This window comes from uncultured Streptomyces sp., from assembly GCF_947488945.1.
Lineage (GTDB): Bacteria > Actinomycetota > Actinomycetes > Streptomycetales > Streptomycetaceae > Streptomyces.
The window spans coordinates 77,763-94,984 of record NZ_CANLBS010000016.1; the positions used below are offsets into that span (position 1 = coordinate 77,763).

At 71.0% G+C, this 17,222-nt stretch carries 13 protein-coding genes; 6 read left to right on the top strand and 7 right to left on the bottom strand.

From position 1 onward, the window contains the following. The first annotated feature begins 177 nt into the window (after positions 1–177). The 3 genes from Q0994_RS23505 to Q0994_RS23515 all read left to right on the top strand — a co-directional run bounded on the left by Q0994_RS23505 (position 178) and on the right by Q0994_RS23515 (position 4,218). The gene (locus tag Q0994_RS23505) at positions 178–2,388 is read left to right on the top strand and encodes a molybdopterin cofactor-binding domain-containing protein (RefSeq protein ID WP_299538185.1); all 2,211 of its coding nucleotides are present in this window, start codon (positions 178–180) and stop codon (positions 2,386–2,388) included. Between the two features lie 15 nt (positions 2,389–2,403). Continuing rightward, positions 2,404–2,880, top strand: coding sequence for a (2Fe-2S)-binding protein (locus tag Q0994_RS23510; RefSeq protein WP_299538056.1), 477 nt, complete (start codon positions 2,404–2,406; stop codon positions 2,878–2,880). A 336-nt stretch (positions 2,881–3,216) separates the two neighbouring features. Continuing rightward, positions 3,217–4,218, top strand: a complete 1,002-nt coding sequence (locus Q0994_RS23515; protein WP_299538057.1) for an SGNH/GDSL hydrolase family protein — start codon at positions 3,217–3,219, stop codon at positions 4,216–4,218. 90 nt (positions 4,219–4,308) lie between these two features. Here Q0994_RS23515 and Q0994_RS23520 read toward each other — a convergent pair whose 3' ends face one another. The 7 genes from Q0994_RS23520 to Q0994_RS23550 all read right to left on the bottom strand — a co-directional run bounded on the left by Q0994_RS23520 (position 4,309) and on the right by Q0994_RS23550 (position 14,051). Continuing rightward, entirely contained in the window at positions 4,309–6,021 is a 1,713-nt protein-coding gene (locus Q0994_RS23520) for an FAD-dependent oxidoreductase (protein ID WP_299538059.1), read from the bottom strand. A gap of 120 nt (positions 6,022–6,141) precedes the next feature. Next, positions 6,142–6,894 (bottom strand): ABC transporter ATP-binding protein, encoded by a 753-nt coding sequence (locus tag Q0994_RS23525; RefSeq protein WP_299538060.1) that lies wholly within the window; start codon positions 6,892–6,894, stop codon positions 6,142–6,144. Continuing rightward, the gene (locus Q0994_RS23530) at positions 6,891–8,726 is read right to left on the bottom strand and encodes an ABC transporter permease subunit (protein ID WP_299538062.1); all 1,836 of its coding nucleotides are present in this window, start codon (positions 8,724–8,726) and stop codon (positions 6,891–6,893) included. Before Q0994_RS23530 ends, Q0994_RS23525 begins: the two co-directional genes overlap by 4 nt. Beyond that, a complete protein-coding gene (locus Q0994_RS23535) occupies positions 8,723–9,592 on the bottom strand; it encodes a branched-chain amino acid ABC transporter permease (protein WP_299538063.1) in 870 nt (289 codons plus the stop codon). The genes Q0994_RS23530 and Q0994_RS23535 overlap by 4 nt, the downstream gene beginning before the upstream one ends. Before the next feature lie 51 nt (positions 9,593–9,643). Beyond that, the gene (locus Q0994_RS23540) at positions 9,644–10,798 is read right to left on the bottom strand and encodes an ABC transporter substrate-binding protein (RefSeq protein ID WP_299538064.1); all 1,155 of its coding nucleotides are present in this window, start codon (positions 10,796–10,798) and stop codon (positions 9,644–9,646) included. A 5-nt stretch (positions 10,799–10,803) separates the two neighbouring features. After that, positions 10,804–12,552 carry a thiamine pyrophosphate-binding protein gene (locus tag Q0994_RS23545; protein WP_299538065.1) on the bottom strand — a complete coding sequence of 583 codons (1,749 nt, stop codon included), beginning with the start codon at positions 12,550–12,552 and terminating at the stop codon, positions 10,804–10,806. Then, the gene (locus Q0994_RS23550) at positions 12,549–14,051 is read right to left on the bottom strand and encodes an aldehyde dehydrogenase family protein (RefSeq protein WP_299538066.1); all 1,503 of its coding nucleotides are present in this window, start codon (positions 14,049–14,051) and stop codon (positions 12,549–12,551) included. Before Q0994_RS23550 ends, Q0994_RS23545 begins: the two co-directional genes overlap by 4 nt. 215 nt (positions 14,052–14,266) lie before the next feature. Here Q0994_RS23550 and Q0994_RS23555 point away from each other — a divergent pair, with 215 nt between their 5' ends. From Q0994_RS23555 to Q0994_RS23565, 3 genes are read left to right on the top strand one after another with little or no spacing between them, the layout of a single operon-like run. Beyond that, the gene (locus Q0994_RS23555; RefSeq protein WP_299538068.1) at positions 14,267–15,034 is read left to right on the top strand and encodes an IclR family transcriptional regulator; all 768 of its coding nucleotides are present in this window, start codon (positions 14,267–14,269) and stop codon (positions 15,032–15,034) included. Positions 15,035–15,093: 59 nt separating this feature from the next. Continuing rightward, positions 15,094–16,293: a CaiB/BaiF CoA-transferase family protein gene (locus Q0994_RS23560; RefSeq protein WP_299538070.1), complete on the top strand. Its 1,200-nt coding sequence runs from the start codon at positions 15,094–15,096 to the stop codon at positions 16,291–16,293. Then, the gene (locus Q0994_RS23565; protein ID WP_299538072.1) at positions 16,290–17,156 is read left to right on the top strand and encodes a citryl-CoA lyase; all 867 of its coding nucleotides are present in this window, start codon (positions 16,290–16,292) and stop codon (positions 17,154–17,156) included. Before Q0994_RS23560 ends, Q0994_RS23565 begins: the two co-directional genes overlap by 4 nt. Positions 17,157–17,222: the final 66 nt, after the last annotated feature.

Consider the following 17,222-nt stretch of genomic DNA (forward strand, 5'->3'; position numbering starts at 1 on the left):
CCCCGCCCACGCGGGACACCAGGACGAGTCCTCCGGCGGACTCGGGACACACGACGCCGACCGGGCGCGGGGGAGAGGAGCCCGTCGGTGAACGATGCTGAGCGAACCCACCGGCCGGAGGACCGAGCCGTGGACCGGCGCAGGTTCCTGGGATTCGTCCTGGCGGCCCCGACCCTGATGACGGCCGCCCCGCTCCTGTCCGCAGCCCCGGCCAGGGCCGACGTCCCCTCGGCGGACATCACGGACGTGGTCGACCTCAACGACCTCATGACCCTGGCCGCGCTGCCGACCTCCGGTCTCATCACCGTCCAGGTCCACACCGACGGCACGGTCTCCCTCGCGCTGCCGCGGGCCGAGGTGGGGCAGGGCATCACCACGTCGACGGCCATGCTGATCGCCGAGGAGATGGACGTCCCGCTGGACCGGGTGCGGGTCACCCTGGCCGACGCGCGCCCGGAACTGCTCTTCAACCAGCTCACCGGCGGCTCCAACACCACCATCGCGACCTACACCCCGGTCCGGGTCGCCGCGGCCGTCGCCCGGGAACGCCTGCTCCAGGCCGGTGCGGTGGCCCTCGGCGCGACGACCGCCGAGGTCCGCATCCGGGCGGGGACGGTCCACGGGCCCGCCGGCCGGAGCATCGGCATCGGGGACCTGGCCGAGCGGGCCGCGGTCCTGAAGCCGCAGCAGGTCACCGCGGAACTGAAAGCGTCCGCGGAGTTCACCGTCATCGGCACCCCCCGCAGCCGCGTCGACGCCCTCGAAGCGGTCACCGGACGCAAGAAGTTCGCCATGGACCTCGCCGTCCCCGGGGCCGCCCCCACCATGGTGTGCCGCCCGCCGACCATCAACGGCAAAGTCGAATCCGTCGCCAACGCCGCAGAGGTCCGGGCGATGCCGGGCGTCACCGACGTCGTGGTGATCGCGAGCGGTGTGGCCGTACGCGCCCGGACCTTCGGACAGTGCGTCGACGCCGTGCGCGCCCTGCGGGTGTCATGGGGCCCCGGTACCGCGAAGGGCAAGAGCGACGCCTCCGTGCTCGCCGGACTCCGGGTCGCGGAGCCCTCCATGGGACTTCCGCCGCTGACCCCGAGCGTGGAGGGCAGATTCACCTTCCACTTCCGCAGCAACAGCGCGCTGGAGACCAACTGCGCCATCGCGGACGTACGCCCGGACCGGGCCGAGATCTGGTCCAGTCTCAAGGCGCCGATCGTCGCCAAGGAGGCCATCGCGGCCAAGCTGGGGCTCCCGCTGAGCGCGGTGACGGTCCATGTCACCGAAGGCGGCGGTTCCTTCGGGCGCAAGCTCTTCTTCGACGCGGCGCTGGAGGCCGTCGAGATCTCGAAGAAGATCGGCAAGCCGGTCAAACTCATGTGGCACCGGGCCGACGACTCCCGCCAGGGACGTACGCACCCCATGGCCACGTCCCGCGTACGCATCGCCTACGCCGGCGGCACCGTGCTCAGCTACAAGCAGCGCCACACCAGTGTCTCCACCGACCTCGGCCACGGCTTCGGTGAGATCGTCACCGCGTTCGCGGCGAAGCTGCCGGTGGCGGACCTCGCCTTCTCCGAGGTCTTCTTCCAGCTCTCCCAGTCGATGCCCTACGACTTCGGAGCCAACAGCAGACTCCTGAACGAGACCGACAAGAGCTTCAACACCGGCAGCATGCGCAACGTCTACTCGCCCGACGTCACCTGCGCCAGGGAACTCGTCGTCGACGCACTGGCCTCCAGGATGGGGAAGGACCCCTATCGGTTCCGGCGGGACTTCCTCGACGACGACCGGTCCCGGGCGGTGCTGGACAAGGTCGCCGAAGCCGGCGACTGGGGCCGCGCGATGCCCGACGGCACGGCCCAGGGCATCGCGCTCCACTCCGAGTACCGCTCCGCGAGCGCCGTCCTGGTCGAGATCGACTGCCGCCCGGAGACGGTCGGCCGCCAGGTCCGGGACGGCGTCACCGGACCGCGCGTCACCAAGGTCGTCCTCGCCGTGGACGCCGGACTCACCGTCAACCCCCGCGGGCTCGACGCGCAGATGATGGGCTGCGCCATGGACGGCATCGCACTGGCCCTCACCTCCAGCCTGCACCTGCGCGACGGGTACTTCCTGGAGGCGAGCTGGGACAACTACTTCTACACCCGCCAGTGGAACACACCCCCCGAACTGAAGATCATCATCATGCCGGACACCACGGGGAAACCCGGCGGGGCGGGTGAACTCGGCGTCGCCGCGACCATGGCCGCGGTCGCCTGCGCCTACGGCCGCGCGACCGGCAGGATGCCGACCTCGTTCCCCATCAACCACGAGACACTCGCCTTCGAGCCCAAGCCGGCCGTCCCGCCGATCCCGCAGTCCCCCACGGACGGCCGGGACCACGCCCACTGACCCGAGGAACCCTTCGTGCCCGAGCAAACATTCCGCCTCAACGGCCGGCAGGTCACCGTGGACATCGAAGACGAGGTGCGGCTCCTGTGGGTGCTCCGCGACGTCCTCGGCGTCACGGGTCCGAAGTACGGATGCGGCATCAACGTCTGCAAGGCCTGCACCAGCCATCTCAACGGCCGGGCGGTCAACCCCTGCGCCATCCCCGTGGGAGAGCTGGAGCCGACCGACGAGGTCACCACCATCGAAGGGCTGCCGGCCACCGTCGGCGCCGAACTGCACCCCATGCAGCAGGCGTGGCTCGACCACGACGTGGCCCAGTGCGGCTACTGCCAGCCGGGCCAGATCATGGCAGCCGTGGCCCTCGTCCGGAGCGTCGCCGAGGAAGGCCGCGACATCACCGAGGCCGATCTCGACGGGATCCGCAACATCTGCCGCTGCGGCACCTACGTCCGCATCCGGGCGGCGATCAAGGACGGCGCCACCAGGATGTGAGACGGCCGCCAGGGGGAAGGCTCCGGTACGCGACGGCGGTTGGAGCCGTCCTCCCTCCGTGCGGAGTGTTCCCGGCCCGGCCGTCGGTGAACTGATGGCCCGTCAACCATTGTCCTGAGTACGCCCGGGGACCGTGCCGCGCCCTCGAAACCGGTTGACATACGGGGAGGGGATGTCCGATGTTCGGCCGTGACGCGTCCATGCGCGACAGGGCCGGAGAGAGGGCACGCAGATGACGACCGGAGACGGGAACCGGAACCCGGCACGCGCTGCGGTGCCGTCCCCGCCGACTGCTCCGGCAGGGACGCGCGCCAGCGGGATCGCGCAGGCGGCCCGGTGAAGAGCGTCCTGGAGCAGGCGCACACCGTCGGGCGGGTCAAGGACCTGGGGGAGACGGTGCAGTTCAGCTGGCCCGGGGTGTACTTCGAGGGTCGCTTCCGCGGGACCGGCCTCGGGGTGGTGCTCGACTGCGCGGCCGCCGACTACGACATCCAGGTCGACGGGGCCACCGTCGCCACTCTCGTCGAACCCGGAGACACCACGCACTGGATCGACGGCCTGCGCGACGGCGACCACACGGTCCGGGTCGTCAAACGCAACGAGACCCCGGGGGACACCAGCACGTTCGGAGGCTTCGTCGCCGCGCCCGGTGGCGCCGTACTGGGCAAGCCGGCGCCCCGGAACCGCCAGATCGAGTTCATCGGGGACTCCCTCACGGTGGGCTACGGCAACGTCTCGGGCACCCGCGACTGCGATCCGGCGCAGCTCAAGCGGGCCACCAACACCGACGTGAGCCACGGCGCCCTCACCGCACGGCACCTGGACGCCGATTACCAGATCAACGGCCTGTCCGGCCTCGGCATGGTGCGCAACGTCGCCGGCATCGTCCCCGACATCACGTACCGGACCTACTACGACCGCGCCCTGCTGAACGTGGACGGCGACGTCTGGCACAACCCCGGGACATGGCGCCCCCAGATCGTGGTGGTCAACCTCGGTGCCAACGACTTCTCCGATCTCACCCCCGGTGAACCGTGGACGCCCGACAGCCTCGCGGCCGCCTACCGCACCGCCTACGACGGGTTCCTCCGGAAGCTGCGGGCGCGTCACGGCCCCGGCACCGCCCTGGTGGCCGTCGGCTTCGACAGGGACGCCGAGCAGGTGCGACGGGTGGTCGAGGCGCGCAACGCCGCCGGCGACAGCGGGGTCCACCACTGGTTCCTCGACCAGTCGGGCCTGGACTTCCTCGGATGCGACGGGCACACCTCGGCCCGCGACGACCGGCTGATCGCCGGCCGGCTCGCCCCGTTCCTCCGCGGTCTGCCGACGGGACGGTGAAGGACGCGACCACCGCGAAGCGGACCGGTGGGCGGCTGCCGCCGGAGCCGGCCGCACGCCCGCGGTCCTGTCGGGCCGGCGGACGGCGGGTCAGGTGAGGGGTCCGTCCGCCCGACGGGCGGCGTGGCGGGCGGCCAGGTAGCCGAAGGTCAGGGCGGCGCCGATCTGGCACCCCGCTCCCGGGTACTGCGACGCCATGGGTGAGTTCGCGTCGCTGCCGCAGGCGTACAGGCCCGGGACCGGCTCGCCGTGTTCGTCGAGCACCCGCCCCTCGGCGTCGATCCTGAGTCCGAGCGAGGTCGCCAGGGGGGTCGGGAACACGGCGACGGCGTAGAACGGCGCCCGATCGATCGGGCCGAGGTTGACGTTCGGCGTGTGCGCCGGGTCTCCGTACTGACGGCCGTACGGGTGCCCGCCCTTGCCGAACTCCTCGTCGACGCCGGTACGGGCGTAGCGGTTGCTGTCGGCGACGGTGCGGGCGAGTCCCTCGGCATCGACCTCGATGGCGGCCGCGAGTTCCCGGACCGTCCGGCCGGCGCGCAGGTACCCGGAGCGGACGTGGCGCCGGAGGAGACGACGGGGAGTGTGCGGACGGATCATGCCGAGTCCGTACGCGGACAGGGCGCGCGCGTCGGTGACGAGCCACGCCGGGATGGCGGGCACGGACGCGTGGGCGTCGTACATGGCACGGACGAAGCGGTGGTAGGAGACGGACTCGTCCACGAACCGCCGCCCTGCGGCGTCGACCGCGACGATCCCCGGCCTCGCCCGGTCCCAGATGTGCGGGAAGACCGCGGTGGAACCGTCCCGGCGGCGGCCGACGGAGCTCGGGAACCACAGGGCGTTGTCGCCGCTGGGCGCCGCCGGCGCACCGCCCACCGTCCGGGCGAGAGCGAGGGAGTCACCGGTGGCGCCGTCCGCCGCGGGGGTGAACCGCGGTGCGGGAGCGGGCAGATGGCGCGCGCGCAGCTCGGGATCGGCGGCGAATCCGCCTGCGGCCAGCACGACACCGGCGCGCGCGGCGATCCGGAACCGACGCCCCCGTACCGATGCCACCGCACCCGTCACCCGTCCCTCGTCGTCGGCGACGAGTCCGGTGGCCGGTGCGTCGAACCACACGTCGCCGCCGCGCCGCAGGAGCTGGTGGTAGAGGCTCGCGACCAGGGCGTTGCCCATGGCGAGCCGGGTTCCCCGGGGATGGCGCAGCATGTCCACCGCCCAGCGTCCGCCGAGGCGCAGCGCGGTGGAGACGCCGCGTACCGATCCGCGGAACACGGCCAGAAGGTCGTTCATCTCCGATCGGCGGACCATCAGGGTGCCACCGAACAGGCCGAATTCCGCTACCGGACGGCGGAGCCGGGCGAAGCCCTCCCTGCCCAGCCTGCGCCCGTCGAAGGTGTGGGGTTCGAGGGCCCGGCCGACGCCGTGGCCCGGAATCTCGGGGTGGTAGTCGACGGCCGTGCGAGAGTGCCAGAAGGCGGTGCCCAGCCGTTCCAGGTGGTCGATCATCTCGGGGCCGTGGGCGAGGTAGCTCTCGCGCAGCTCCTTCGGAGCGCGGTCACCGACGAGGGCGTCGAGGTAGCCGCCCGCCGCCGCGCTGTCCGCCGCGGGGTCCGCCTGGAAGCGGTGCCCGGGTATCCAGGCGGTGCCGGCCGAGTAGGCCGTGGTGCCTCCGAGCCACGCGCTCTTCTCCAGGACGAGCACGTCGAGCCCTTCCTGCGCGGCGACGACGGCGGCCGCGAGCCCTCCCGCCCCGGACCCGACGACGAGCAAGTCGACGTGGTGGTCCCAGTCTGCGGTCATGTGTCCTCCTGTTCGGAACGGGGCGGCGTCCGCACCGCGTCGCCCAAGATCCCTCAGCGCGGCCGGGGGACGGAACGGACACCGGTTCCGCCCGGAGCGGCGGACCGGCGGCCGGTCCGTTCAGAGCCCGAGGTAGATCTGCCGTACGCGTTCGTCGTGCGCGAGTTCCTCGGAGGTCCCCGACATCGCCACGGAACCGTTCTCCATGACGAGGCAGTGACTGGTCACCCCGAAGGTCAGTTTGGCGTTCTGCTCGACCAGGAGGAGTCCGAGCCCCTCTTCCCGGAGGCGGACGAGGATCTCCAGGACGTTCTCGATCAGCTTCGGGGAGAGCCCCATCGAGGGTTCGTCCAGCAGCAGCAGCTTCGGCCGGGACATGAGTGCCCTGCCGATGGCCAGCATCTGCTGCTGGCCGCCCGAAAGGTCGCCCGCCGCCCGGCTGCGGAAGTCCCGCAGGACGGGAAACAGGTCGTACACGTGCGCGAGAGTGTCGCGCGTCTCTCCCTTCCACGACCGGTGGTAGGCGCCGAGCAGCAGGTTCTTCTCCACGGAGAGCCCGGGGAAGACGTGCCGGCCCTCCGGGACGTAACCCACGCCGTGCCGGACCATGTCCCGGGCCCGCACCTTGCTGAGGTCGGCGTCCCCGAGGGTGATCCGGCCACTGCTGCGCGGAACGAGCCCCATCAGGGCCTTGAGGGTGGAGGTCTTGCCCGCACCGTTCGAGCCGATGATGCCCATGGACTCGCCGGGGGCGACGCTCAGCGCCACCGAACGGACGGCGCAGACTCCGCCGTAGTGGACGGTCAGGTCGGTCACGGCGAGGCTGTCGTCGCCGATGTCCGCCCGGGGCGCTCCGGCGGCGGTGGTGGTCATCGGGAAACCTCCGTCTCGTGGGGGACGGACACGCCGTCGGGGGCCGAGTCGCCGAGGTAGGCCTCGATGACCTCGGGGGTGGCCGCTACTTCGGCCGGTGTCCCCTCGGCGATGACCGCTCCGGCCGCGAGGACGGTGATCCGCTCGCACAGGGACATGACCAGCCCCATGTTGTGTTCGATCAGGACGACCGTGACGCCCCGGTCGCGGATGGACCGGACGATGGCCGAGAGCTGCCCGACCTCTTCGCCGTTCAGCCCGGCCGCCGGCTCGTCCAGCAGGAGCAGCTTCGGCCGTCCCGCCATGGCCCGCGCGATCTCGATGCGGCGCTGGATGCCGTACGGGAGCGACTGCGGGTGCGCGTCGGCGAAAGCGGTCAGACCGTACTCGTCGAGGATGCGGTCCGCCTCCTCGTCCAGCCGGCGTTCGTCGGAAAGGACGCCGACGGGCCACACCGCGTACTGCCAGACCGCCGTCGTACGGGAGCGGTCGAGGACGACGAGGATGTTCTCGCGGACGGTCATCTGCGAGAACAGGCGCAGGTTCTGGAAGGTGCGGGCCATTCCCGCCAGCGACAACTGGTACGGCCGCGCCCGGCCGATGTCCCGGCCCACGCCCGTGACCTGCCCCGCGGAGGGCCGGTACAGACCGCTGATCACGTTGAAGAGCGTGGTCTTGCCGGACCCGTTGGGACCGACGATGCCGCGGATCTCCCCCCGTTCGACGGTGAGGGTGACGTCGTCGAGCGCGGTCAGGGCCCCGAACCGCTTGGTGACGTGGCTGATCTCCAGCGCCGGCGTGCTGTCGGACCGGCTCTCGTCCGACTGGTCCCCGGGAAGGGCCTGGGGCAGGTACGGCCCGAGTTCGGCGGCGCGCACGTCGTCGCCCTTTCTGCGGCGGCTGACGGCTTCCCGGACGCGTTGGGGAATCCCTGCCAGACCGGTCGGGGCGAAGACCACCATCAGGACGACGACGATGCCGTACCCGAGCTGGGCGTAGACGGCGAAGTCGACGAGGGCCTCGCGGATCAGCACGAGGCCGACCGCGCCGACCACACAGCCGACGAGGCTGCGCCGGCCGCCGATGATGACCATGGCCAGCAACAGGAACATGTTGCTGAGGCTGAAGGTCTCGGGCGCCACGTACCGGATGAGCCCGGCGTAGAGGATGCCCGCCACCCCGCCGTAGGTGCTGGCGAGGAGGAACGCGGTCATCCGCAGCAGCGGGATCTCCGCGCCCATCGCACCGGCGGCCAGCGCGTCGTCCCGCATCGCGCGCAGCCGGCGCCCGAGGCGGGTCCGCACGACGAAGAGCCCGAAGGCGAGAGCGAGGCCGAAGACCACGATCTCCAGGTAGTAGTACATGTACTCGTCGGCGAGGTCGATCCCGAAGAGCGGCGGAACCGGGATGCCCGAGATGCCGTCCGCCCCGCCGGTGATCTCCGCGTTGGTGATCCAGTTGACGAAGCCCAGCGCGAGTCCGAGGGTGACGATGCCGAGGTAGTGGGACTGCATGCGCAGGGCCGGCAGCCCCACCAGGAGCCCCACCAGTACCGTCGTCACCATGCCGAGGACCGCGGCGGTCCAGAAGCCGTATCCGGAGTGGGTGGTGAGGATGGCGGTGGTGTAGGCCCCGACGCCGAAGAAGGCCACCTGGGCGAGGTTGATCTGGCCCGCGACGCCCATGACCAGACCCATGCCGATGGCGAGCAGCGCGAAGATGATCGCGATGTCCACCACGTGCATGGCATAGCCGTTCAGGCCGTAGGGCAGCACACCGGCCACCACGCAGGCCCCGAGGACGAGCGCAGGCTTCGAGGTGAGGAGCTTCATGCCCGGCTCACCGTCCTCTCGCCGAAGATGCCGGTCGGGCGGATCATGATGGCCGCGGTGAAGACCAGGAAGGTGACCAGGACGCTGTACCCCTGGAAATGGTCCCCCGCGTAGGAGTCCAGGACTCCGATGGCCAGGCCGCCGACGACCGCGCCGGGGATGCTTCCGAAGCCCCCCAGCATGGCCGCCGCGAACCCCTTGACGCCGAGGGCGCCGCCCAGGGTGGCGTCGACGTAGAGCATCGGGCCGGCGAGGCTGCCGGCGAGGGCGGCGATGCCGGCCCCGATGGCGAACGCGAGAGCGTTGCTCCGGCCCACGTGGATGCCGACGGCGGTGGCCGCCTCGTGGTCCATGGCGACGGCCTGCATGGCGGCACCGGGCTTGGTGCGCTGGAGGAACAGCGTGAGCAGGACCACGGATATCGCGGTGATCGCGATGACGAGCAGGTCGTAGGTCCGGAAGCGGATGCCCATGAGTTCCAGGGGCCCGGAGGTGATCGGTGAGGGAACGGCCCGGCCGGTCGTTCCCCAGATCAGCGTGGCCGCCGCCTGGAGGACGGTGCCGAAACCGATCGTACCGATGAGCATCAGATCGAAGTCCTTGTTCTCCAGCGGGCGCAGGACCCGCTCGATGACCAGGCCGATGGCGCCGGTGACCACGATCGAGATGACGATGGCGAGGACGAACGGGACGTGCGTGGTGAGGTAGAAGGTGGAGGCGGCGTACGCCCCGATCATGGCGACGTCCGCGTGGGCGAAGTTGACCAGGCCCATGGTGCGGTAGACGACGGAGAATCCGACGGCGATCAGGGCGTAGATCGCCCCGAGGCTGAGACCTCCGACGAGGGTTTGCAGGGTGACTTGCATGGCGGCTCCCTGTGTCCGGTACGGCGCCCGGCTCTCGGCTCGACGGGTCGACTACTCGGCTGCGGTGAGCTTGCCGTCCTTGATGATGCCGATGGTGGTCTTGAAGATGCCGACCCCGGTCTCGTCGTAGGCGAAGTCACCGAGAAGGCCGTCGTACTTCGTGGCGCGGATCTCGTCGGCGAGCTTCTTGCCGGTGGCCACGCCGCTGTTCTGGAGCGCGGTGAGCACGATGTTGGCGCCGTCGTAGGCCTTGGCACCGTGCAGCTCCGCCTCCTTGCCGTATTCGGCCTTGTAGGCGGTGGCGAAGGCGCGGCTGGCGTCGCTGATCTCGTTGCTCAGATAGGGGGAGCTGACGATGGTGCCCTCGGCGTTCGCGGCGCCGGCCGTCTCGATGAAGACCGGGGTGCCCTGCGGGGCGGCTCCGGCGAACGGGACGGTGATGCCGAGGTCGCGGGCCTGCTTCACGATCAGGCCGGCCTCGACTTCCTCGGAGCCGATGAAGATGGCGTCGGGCTTGGCCTGGCGGATACGCGAGAGGGAGGCACTGAAGTCCTTCTGGTCCGTGGTCACCACCTGGTCGGCGACCGGGGTGATGCCCGCCTTCTTGAGCTCGCCGGAGAAGGCGTCGTGCTCGCCCTTTCCGTAGGACCCGTTGTTGGAGATCAGCGCGATCTTCTTGAATCCCTTGGTGGTGATCAGGTAGTCCGCCAGGGTGGCGTCGTAGGTGGTGCTGGTCGGCCCGTTCAGGAACAGGAAGGGGCTCTTGACGTCGACGAGCGCGGTGGCCTGGCCGGAGGTGATGTTGGGGATCTCCGCCTGCCGGAGGATGGGGGCCATCGCCACGGTGACGGCGCTCTCGGCGGTGCCGATCATGGCGACGTAGTTCCCGCTGTCCAGCTTGCGGGCGATGTTGGTGCCGGTGGTCGGGTCGCCCTGGTCGTCGAAGACGGTCAGTTCGATCTTGCGGCCGTCGATCCCGCCCTTCTTGTTCCACTCCTTGACGGCGAGCTTGGCGCCCTTGGCCTCCCAGTCGCCGAGGGAGGCGAGCTGGCCGCTCTGGGCGTCCACCACCGCGATCTTGATGGGTCCGCTGCCGCCCGCGTCGTCGGAGGAGGAGTCGCCGGGCGCGCTGCACGCGGTCGCGGCGAGCAGGACGCCGAGGGCGGCGGCCGGGACGGCGAGGGTGTGACGGGTTCTTGCGCGCATGGGAATCATCCTTCGTCCGGGAACGTGCCCTGGTAGATGTCGTTGATGTTCCAGTGGCCGGGCGTGGGGACCGGCTCGTTGACCATGGGGATGTCGATGACCGCGGGACGCCGGCGTTCCACTGCCGCGGCGAGCGCCTTGGCCAGGTCCTCGGCGCAGGAGAGCTCGTAGCCGTCGGCGCCGCAGGACCGCCCGTAGGCGGCGAAGTCGGGGCTGTAGGGCTCCCCTTGCCGGTCGGTGAAGTCGCATCCGTAACCCCGGCCGTAGTTGGAGCGCTGGAGGTCGGAGATGGTGCCGTGCGACCGGTTGTTCATGACGGCGAAGATGACCGGCAGGCCCTGTTCGACTGCCATCGGGACGGCCGGCAGCTGGGCGCTCATGCCTCCGTCGCCGATGAGGGCGACCACGGTGCGCCGCGGCTGGGCCATCTGGACGCCGACGGCCGCCGCCGGGCCGAAGCCCATGGTCGACGCGCCGCCGGGGGTGATGAAACGGCCTTCGGGCGGCAGGTCGTAGGACTGGGCGACGCCGTTCTTGTTCCATCCGACGTCGGTGACGAGGATCGCGTCGGCGGGGAGGCTCGCGCGCAGGTCCGCGAGGATGCGCTGGGGACGCAGCGGGAAGTTGTCGCTCGCCCCGTTCTCGTCCGCGAGACCGAAGAGTTCGGCACGGCCGGCCGCGATCGCCTCCCGCAGGCCCGGCCGCCGCAGGGGTTCGGGCCGCAGGGCCCGGACCGCCGCGCCGATGGCGCGCACCGAGTGGCCGACGTCGGCGACCGCTCCGATCTCCACCGGGTAGTTGCGGCCGATCTCGGCCGGGTCGATGTCGATCTGGATGAGCTTGCTCGGCGGGAAGTTCCAGGTGTAGGCGGATTCCCAGGAGCTGGCGTCGGTCTCCGCGAAGCGGGTGGCGAGGGCCAGCACCACGTCGGCGTCCTTGGTGTGGGCGTGGGTGGAGTCCAGGCCCCAGAAGCCGGGCATGCCGAGCAGCAGTGGGTGGCGGTCCGGGACGGTGCCCTTCCCCATCAGGGAGTGGGCGAGCGGGATGTCCAGGTGGTCGGCCAGGGCGAGCAGCGCCTCCTTGGCCTCCGGGGTGCGCAGCCCGCCGCCGAAGTAGATGAGCGGCCGCTCGGCGTCCACCAGGGCCCGCGCGATGCGCTCGGCGGTCTCTTCGGTGAGGCCGGGGAGCGCGCTGTCGGGGATCGCGTGCGTTCCGGGGGTGTACGGCTCGACCTGCCGCGAGAAGAGGTCCATGGGGACGTTGACGAGGACGGCGCCCGGCCGGCCGGAGGTCGCGGTCCAGAAGGCGCGTTCCAGGGTGCGGGGCAGGTCGGCGGTGCGCTGCACCGGCCAGGCGCGCTTGCAGAAGGGCCGGTAGATCGCGGTCTGGTCGGCGTCCGCGTGAAGGTTGACCTCCTGGTGCGGATGGCGGCCGTAGTAGTAGGAGGGGATGTCGCCGGAGATGACGATGAGCGGGACGGAGTCCATGGCGGCCGTGGCGACGCCGGTGACCGCGTTCATCATGCCGGGACCGACGTGGGTGAGCAGGACACCGGGCTTGCCCGAGGCACGGGCGTAGCCGTCGGCGGCGTGCGCCGCCGCCTGCTCGTGGCGCGCGATGACGAAGTGGATGGAGCTGGGGCCGAGAGCGTCGAGCAGCGCGATGTTGGTGTGTCCGCAGGTCCCGAAGACGTACTCGACGCCGTACGACTCCAGTTGGGTGACGAGCGCCTCAGCGGCGGTAACGGTGGTCACTGGTTCTCTTTCGTGAGGTCGTGGCGATCGCCCCAGATGGACAGGTTGCGGAGCATGAGGGTCTTGACGACCGTGAAGTCGTCGATGAGCCAGCGCGGCGACTCGCGTCCGAAGCCGGAGTCCTTCACGCCGCCGAACGGGACGTGGTCGAGGCGGAAGTTCGACGTTCCGTTGACGATGAGTCCGCCCACTTCGAGGCGGCGCCAGGCGGTGAAGATGCGGTGGACGTCGTGGGTGAACAGGCCGGCCTGCAGCCCGTAGCGGCTGTCGTTGCACTCGTCGAGGACGGTGTCGAAGTCGTCGTACGGCATCACGGCGACGAGTGCGCCGAAGACCTCGTGCGTGACGACCGAGGCGTGCGCGGGCGGGCCGGCGATGATGGTGGGTGTCGCGGTGGCGCCGTCGCGCGTGCCGCCCCGGAGCACGGTGGCTCCGAGTTCTGCGGCTTCGGCGGACCAGCGGACCACCCGGTCCGCCGCGTCCTCGTCGACCATGGAGCCGATGTCGGTGGCCGGGTCCATCGGGTCGCCGACCACCAGGCCGTCGACCGCCGCCGCGAAGGACGCCAGGAACGCGTCGTAACGGCTGCGGTGGACGTAGACGCGCTGGACGGAGATGCAGCTCTGACCGGAGTTGCTGTATCCGGTGCGCGCCGCGGCCCCGGCCGCAGCCTCGACGTCGGCGTCCTCGCAGACGATGGTGGCCGCGTTGCCGCCGAGTTCGAGGGCGAGCCGCTTGGCTCCGGCGGCGCGGGCGACGGCGGCTCCGGTGGCGGCACTTCCCGTGAAACTGATGACGTCGACCTCGGTGGCCGCGCAGAGCGCGGCGCCGACCTCGCCGCCGCCGTGCAGCAACTGCACGGCCTGGTAGGGCATTCCGCTATCCAGCAGCAGGGCCACCACGGCTGCCGAGATGGCGGGGGCCTGCGGGGGCGCCTTCACCAGGGTGGTGTTCCCGGCGGCGAAGGAGGCGCCGAGTTTGTGCGCCAGGAGATTGGCCGGCGCGTTGAAGGGGGTGATGGCGAGCGCGACCCCGGCAGGAGCGCGGTAGGTGAACGCGCTGTTGCCGACACCGGTGTTCCAGCCCGCGACAGGCAGGGTCTCCCCGTCGATGCGGCGGGCCTCGGCCGCGCAGACCTCGAAGGTGGAGGCGACCCGCTCGATCTCGACGCGGCTGTCCTTGACGGGCTTGCCCAGCTCCAGGGCGAGGAGTCCGGCCAGCTGATCACGGTGGGCGAGCGCGGAGACGGAGGCCCGCTGCAGGATTTCGGCCCGCGCCGCCGGGGCGAGCGAGGCGACCTGGGGGGCGTACCGGCGGGCGTCGGCGACGGCCCGGCCGATCTCCGCCGGCAGAGCGGTGGGCGCGCGGCTGACGGTCCGTCGCACGTAGGGGCCGATGCGCTCGGACCAGGGGCCGTCGCCCGACCAGGCTCCGGCGAGGAAGGGAAGCGCGTCGACGACTTCCGTGTCGGCTGCGGACTTGAGGATGACTTCCAGCATCACGTCTCCAGATGAGCCATCTAGTGGTTTTCGTAGACCGCCTTGTGGACTGGCGTGTAACGTACGGGCGCCAGTTGGGCTTGGCAAGGGTCCGGACGAAGGAAGTTGAAACCTCAGCTTTCCCGGCCGATCGGCGCGAGAGTTCGTGCTGTTGAGGCGGCCCGGCGCACCCCCGCGAAGACGCGGCCGGCCCACACCCCACGGAGGAGAGACCCATGGATTCGGACCAAGGACAGGGAGGCGTGCGCAGTGTGCGCCGCGCTCTGGACATCCTTTCGCTGCTGACCGAGGATCAGCCCGTCGTCCCGCTGAAAACGATCGTGGAAGCGACCGGACTCGCGAAGACGACCGTGGTCCGGCTGGTGCAGACTCTGGAGCAGGCCGGCCTGCTCTGGTCGACGGATGCCGGATACACGGCGGGCCCCGGCCTGTGGCGGTGGGCTCATCTGGCGCACGGCAGCTGGGAATTGCCGCCGGAGACCGTCAAGCTGCTGCGGGAGCTGGCCGACCGGCGCGGTGAGACGGCGAACGTCATGATCCGGCGGGACATCCACCGGGTGTGCGTCGCCCAGCAGGAGAGCCCGCAGCCCCTGCGGCACGTGGTGCGGGTGGGGGACGAGCTCCCGCTCTGGGCCGGGGCCTCGTCGAAGGTGCTGATCGGCGGCGCGAGCGACGCCCTTCTGACGCGGATCGCGCTGGATTCGCCGCACGGCGTGGACCACGTCGGACGGCTGCGGGAATGGGCCGAGGAAGCGGCCGAACGGGGGTACGCGGTGAGTCAGGGAGAGCGCGACATCGGCCTCACCGCCGTGGCCGTCCCGCTCACCACCTCCTCGGGGGTGGTCGTCGCCTCGCTCTCCCTCAGCGGTCCCAGTGCCCGCATCACCCAGGAATCCGTCACCGAATTCGCCCAGGACCTGATGCAGGTGGCCGGGCAGATCATGTCGCAGGGATTCGACCACCCCCTGGGACCCCGAGGCTGACCACCCTGCCCCGAACAGCGGCGCCGGCCACCCGGCGCCGCCTTGAGGAGACCTCACTCATGGATGTGCGACCGCTCGACGGCACAAGAGTCCTGGACCTGACCAACGTCCTGGCGGGCCCTTACTGCAGTTACCACCTCATGCTTCTCGGTGCCGAGGTGATCAAGATCGAGCGTCCCGGGCAGGGTGACCTGGCCCGTAACCTCGGCCCCGACGCCGACCTCAACCGCGCCGGGATCGGCGCCTCCTTCCTCGCGCAGAACGCGGGCAAGAAGTCCGTGGAACTCGACCTCAAGGACCCCGCCGACCGCGAGGTGTTCGAGGAGATGCTGGCCGGTGCCGACGTCCTCCTGGAGAACTTCCGTGCCGGTGTGCTCTCCCGCATGGGCTACGACCAGGAGCGGCTCGACCGGATCAATCCGCGCCTGGTCTGCTGTTCCATCTCCGGGTTCGGCCAGACCGGGCCCATGAGCGACGCACCCGCCTACGACCAGATCATCCAGGGGCTCTCCGGGATGATGAGCGTCACCGGCACCGTGGACACCGCCCCGCTGCGGGTCGGCTTCCCGGTGTGCGACACCACCGGCGGGCTCTCCGCCGCGCTCGCGATCACCGCCGCCCTGCTGTACCGGGAGCGTACCGGGCAGGGCAGCAGGCTGGACGTCTCCATGCTGGAGACGTCCCTGTCGGCCATGGGCTGGGCCGTTTCGAACTACCTCGTCAGCGGCGTTCCGCCGGAGCCGATGGGGGACCAGAACGCCACCGCCGCCCCCTCGGGGACGTTCCGCACCCAGGACGGTCCCCTCAACATCGCCGCCAACCAGCAGCGTCAGTTCGAGACCCTGTGCCGGCTCGTGGGCACCCCGGAACTCGTCACGGACCCCCGGTTCGCGGAACGCGAGGGCCGCAAGGAGCATCGCGACGCGCTCAACGCGGCTCTGAACGAGGCCCTTTCGCGACGACCCGCGGCCGAGTGGGAACAGGTGCTGACCCGGGCCGGAGTTCCCGCGGCGCGGGTCCTCACCGTTCCGCAGGCACTGGAACAGCCCCAGCTGCGGCACCGGGGCTTCGTCGCCGAGCTGAGCAGGCCCGACGGTTCGGGCACCGCCTTGCCCGTGCTGGGCAGCGGGGTCCTGTTCGACGGGGAGCCGTTCCTGCCCCGTACCCCGCCGCCCCTGCTGGGCGAGCACAACCACCAGCGCGAACAACTCGCCTCGCGCTGGTCCGCGAACGCCGCGAAGGAGACGACAGGCTCATGAACGCATCCGCATCCGCATCCGAACCCGCAGCCGATTCCGGCCGCGAGGAGGCGGCCCAGTGGTGGGCCACCGCCGTCAGCCACATCGAACCCGGCTCCATCGAGCTGCGGGACCGGCCCGTGCAGGAGCTGATCGGCTCGGTGGGCATGGTGGACATGATCTGGCTGCTGCTGCGGGGCGGCCTCCCCTCGCCCCGGCAGTCCGCCCTGCTGGAGGCGGCTCTGGTGGCGGGCGTGGACCACGGTCCGCAGGCGCCCTCGATCGCCGCCGCACGCATGGCCGCGACCTGCGGGATCGGGCTCAACGGCGCGGTCGCCACGGGTGTCAACATGCTCGGTGACGTCCACGGCGGCGCCGGCCAGCAGTGCGTCCAGATGCTGGAGGAGATCCGCGCGCTCCACCGGGCCGGCGCGGACTGGGACGCTGCCGCGAGCGAGGTCATGGCCCTGTGGCAGGCCCGCTCCCGCTATCTCCCCGGTTTCGGGCACCGTTTCCACCCCGTCGACCCGCGCCGCGATCCGCTGCTCCGGCTGACCGAGGAGGCGGTGGCGGCCGGAGTCGTGGCGGGCGACCACCTCCAGGCCGCACTCGCGGTCGAACGCGCCCTGCGGGAGCGCCGCGCCGGCGCCCGGCCCGTACCCATGAACATCGACGGCGCGACGGCCGTCATCTACGCCGAACTCGGCTTCCCCGCCCCGCTGGCCAGAGGCCTGTTCGTGCTGAGCCGGTCGGTGGGCATCCTGGCGCACGCCTGGGAGGAGACGGGCCAGGGCCGCCGGAACAAGGGACCCATCCCCCGCTCGGTCCTTCCCGCGCGGCTGGCGACCGTGGCTCCGAACTCCCCGGAGGAAACCTCGTCATAACCCTTGTCACGCATCTGCGGCGTCCTTAACGTATGGAACCGCCTCTCGGCGACCATCATGCGGGTT

Excerpts from the sequence above, each read along its gene's own strand:
- Q0994_RS23505 (WP_299538185.1), top strand. The coding sequence starts at position 178 with ATGACGGCCGCCCCGCTCCTGTCCGCAGCCCCGGCCAGGGCCGACGTC.
- Q0994_RS23520 (WP_299538059.1), bottom strand. The coding sequence starts at position 6,021 with ATGACCGCAGACTGGGACCACCACGTCGACTTGCTCGTCGTCGGGTCC.
- Q0994_RS23525 (WP_299538060.1), bottom strand. The coding sequence starts at position 6,894 with ATGACCACCACCGCCGCCGGAGCGCCCCGGGCGGACATCGGCGACGAC.
- Q0994_RS23530 (WP_299538062.1), bottom strand. The coding sequence starts at position 8,726 with ATGAAGCTCCTCACCTCGAAGCCTGCGCTCGTCCTCGGGGCCTGCGTG.
- Q0994_RS23535 (WP_299538063.1), bottom strand. The coding sequence starts at position 9,592 with ATGCAAGTCACCCTGCAAACCCTCGTCGGAGGTCTCAGCCTCGGGGCG.
- Q0994_RS23540 (WP_299538064.1), bottom strand. The coding sequence starts at position 10,798 with ATGCGCGCAAGAACCCGTCACACCCTCGCCGTCCCGGCCGCCGCCCTC.
- Q0994_RS23550 (WP_299538066.1), bottom strand. The coding sequence starts at position 14,051 with ATGCTGGAAGTCATCCTCAAGTCCGCAGCCGACACGGAAGTCGTCGAC.
- Q0994_RS23555 (WP_299538068.1), top strand. The coding sequence starts at position 14,267 with ATGGATTCGGACCAAGGACAGGGAGGCGTGCGCAGTGTGCGCCGCGCT.
- Q0994_RS23560 (WP_299538070.1), top strand. The coding sequence starts at position 15,094 with ATGGATGTGCGACCGCTCGACGGCACAAGAGTCCTGGACCTGACCAAC.
- Q0994_RS23565 (WP_299538072.1), top strand. The coding sequence starts at position 16,290 with ATGAACGCATCCGCATCCGCATCCGAACCCGCAGCCGATTCCGGCCGC.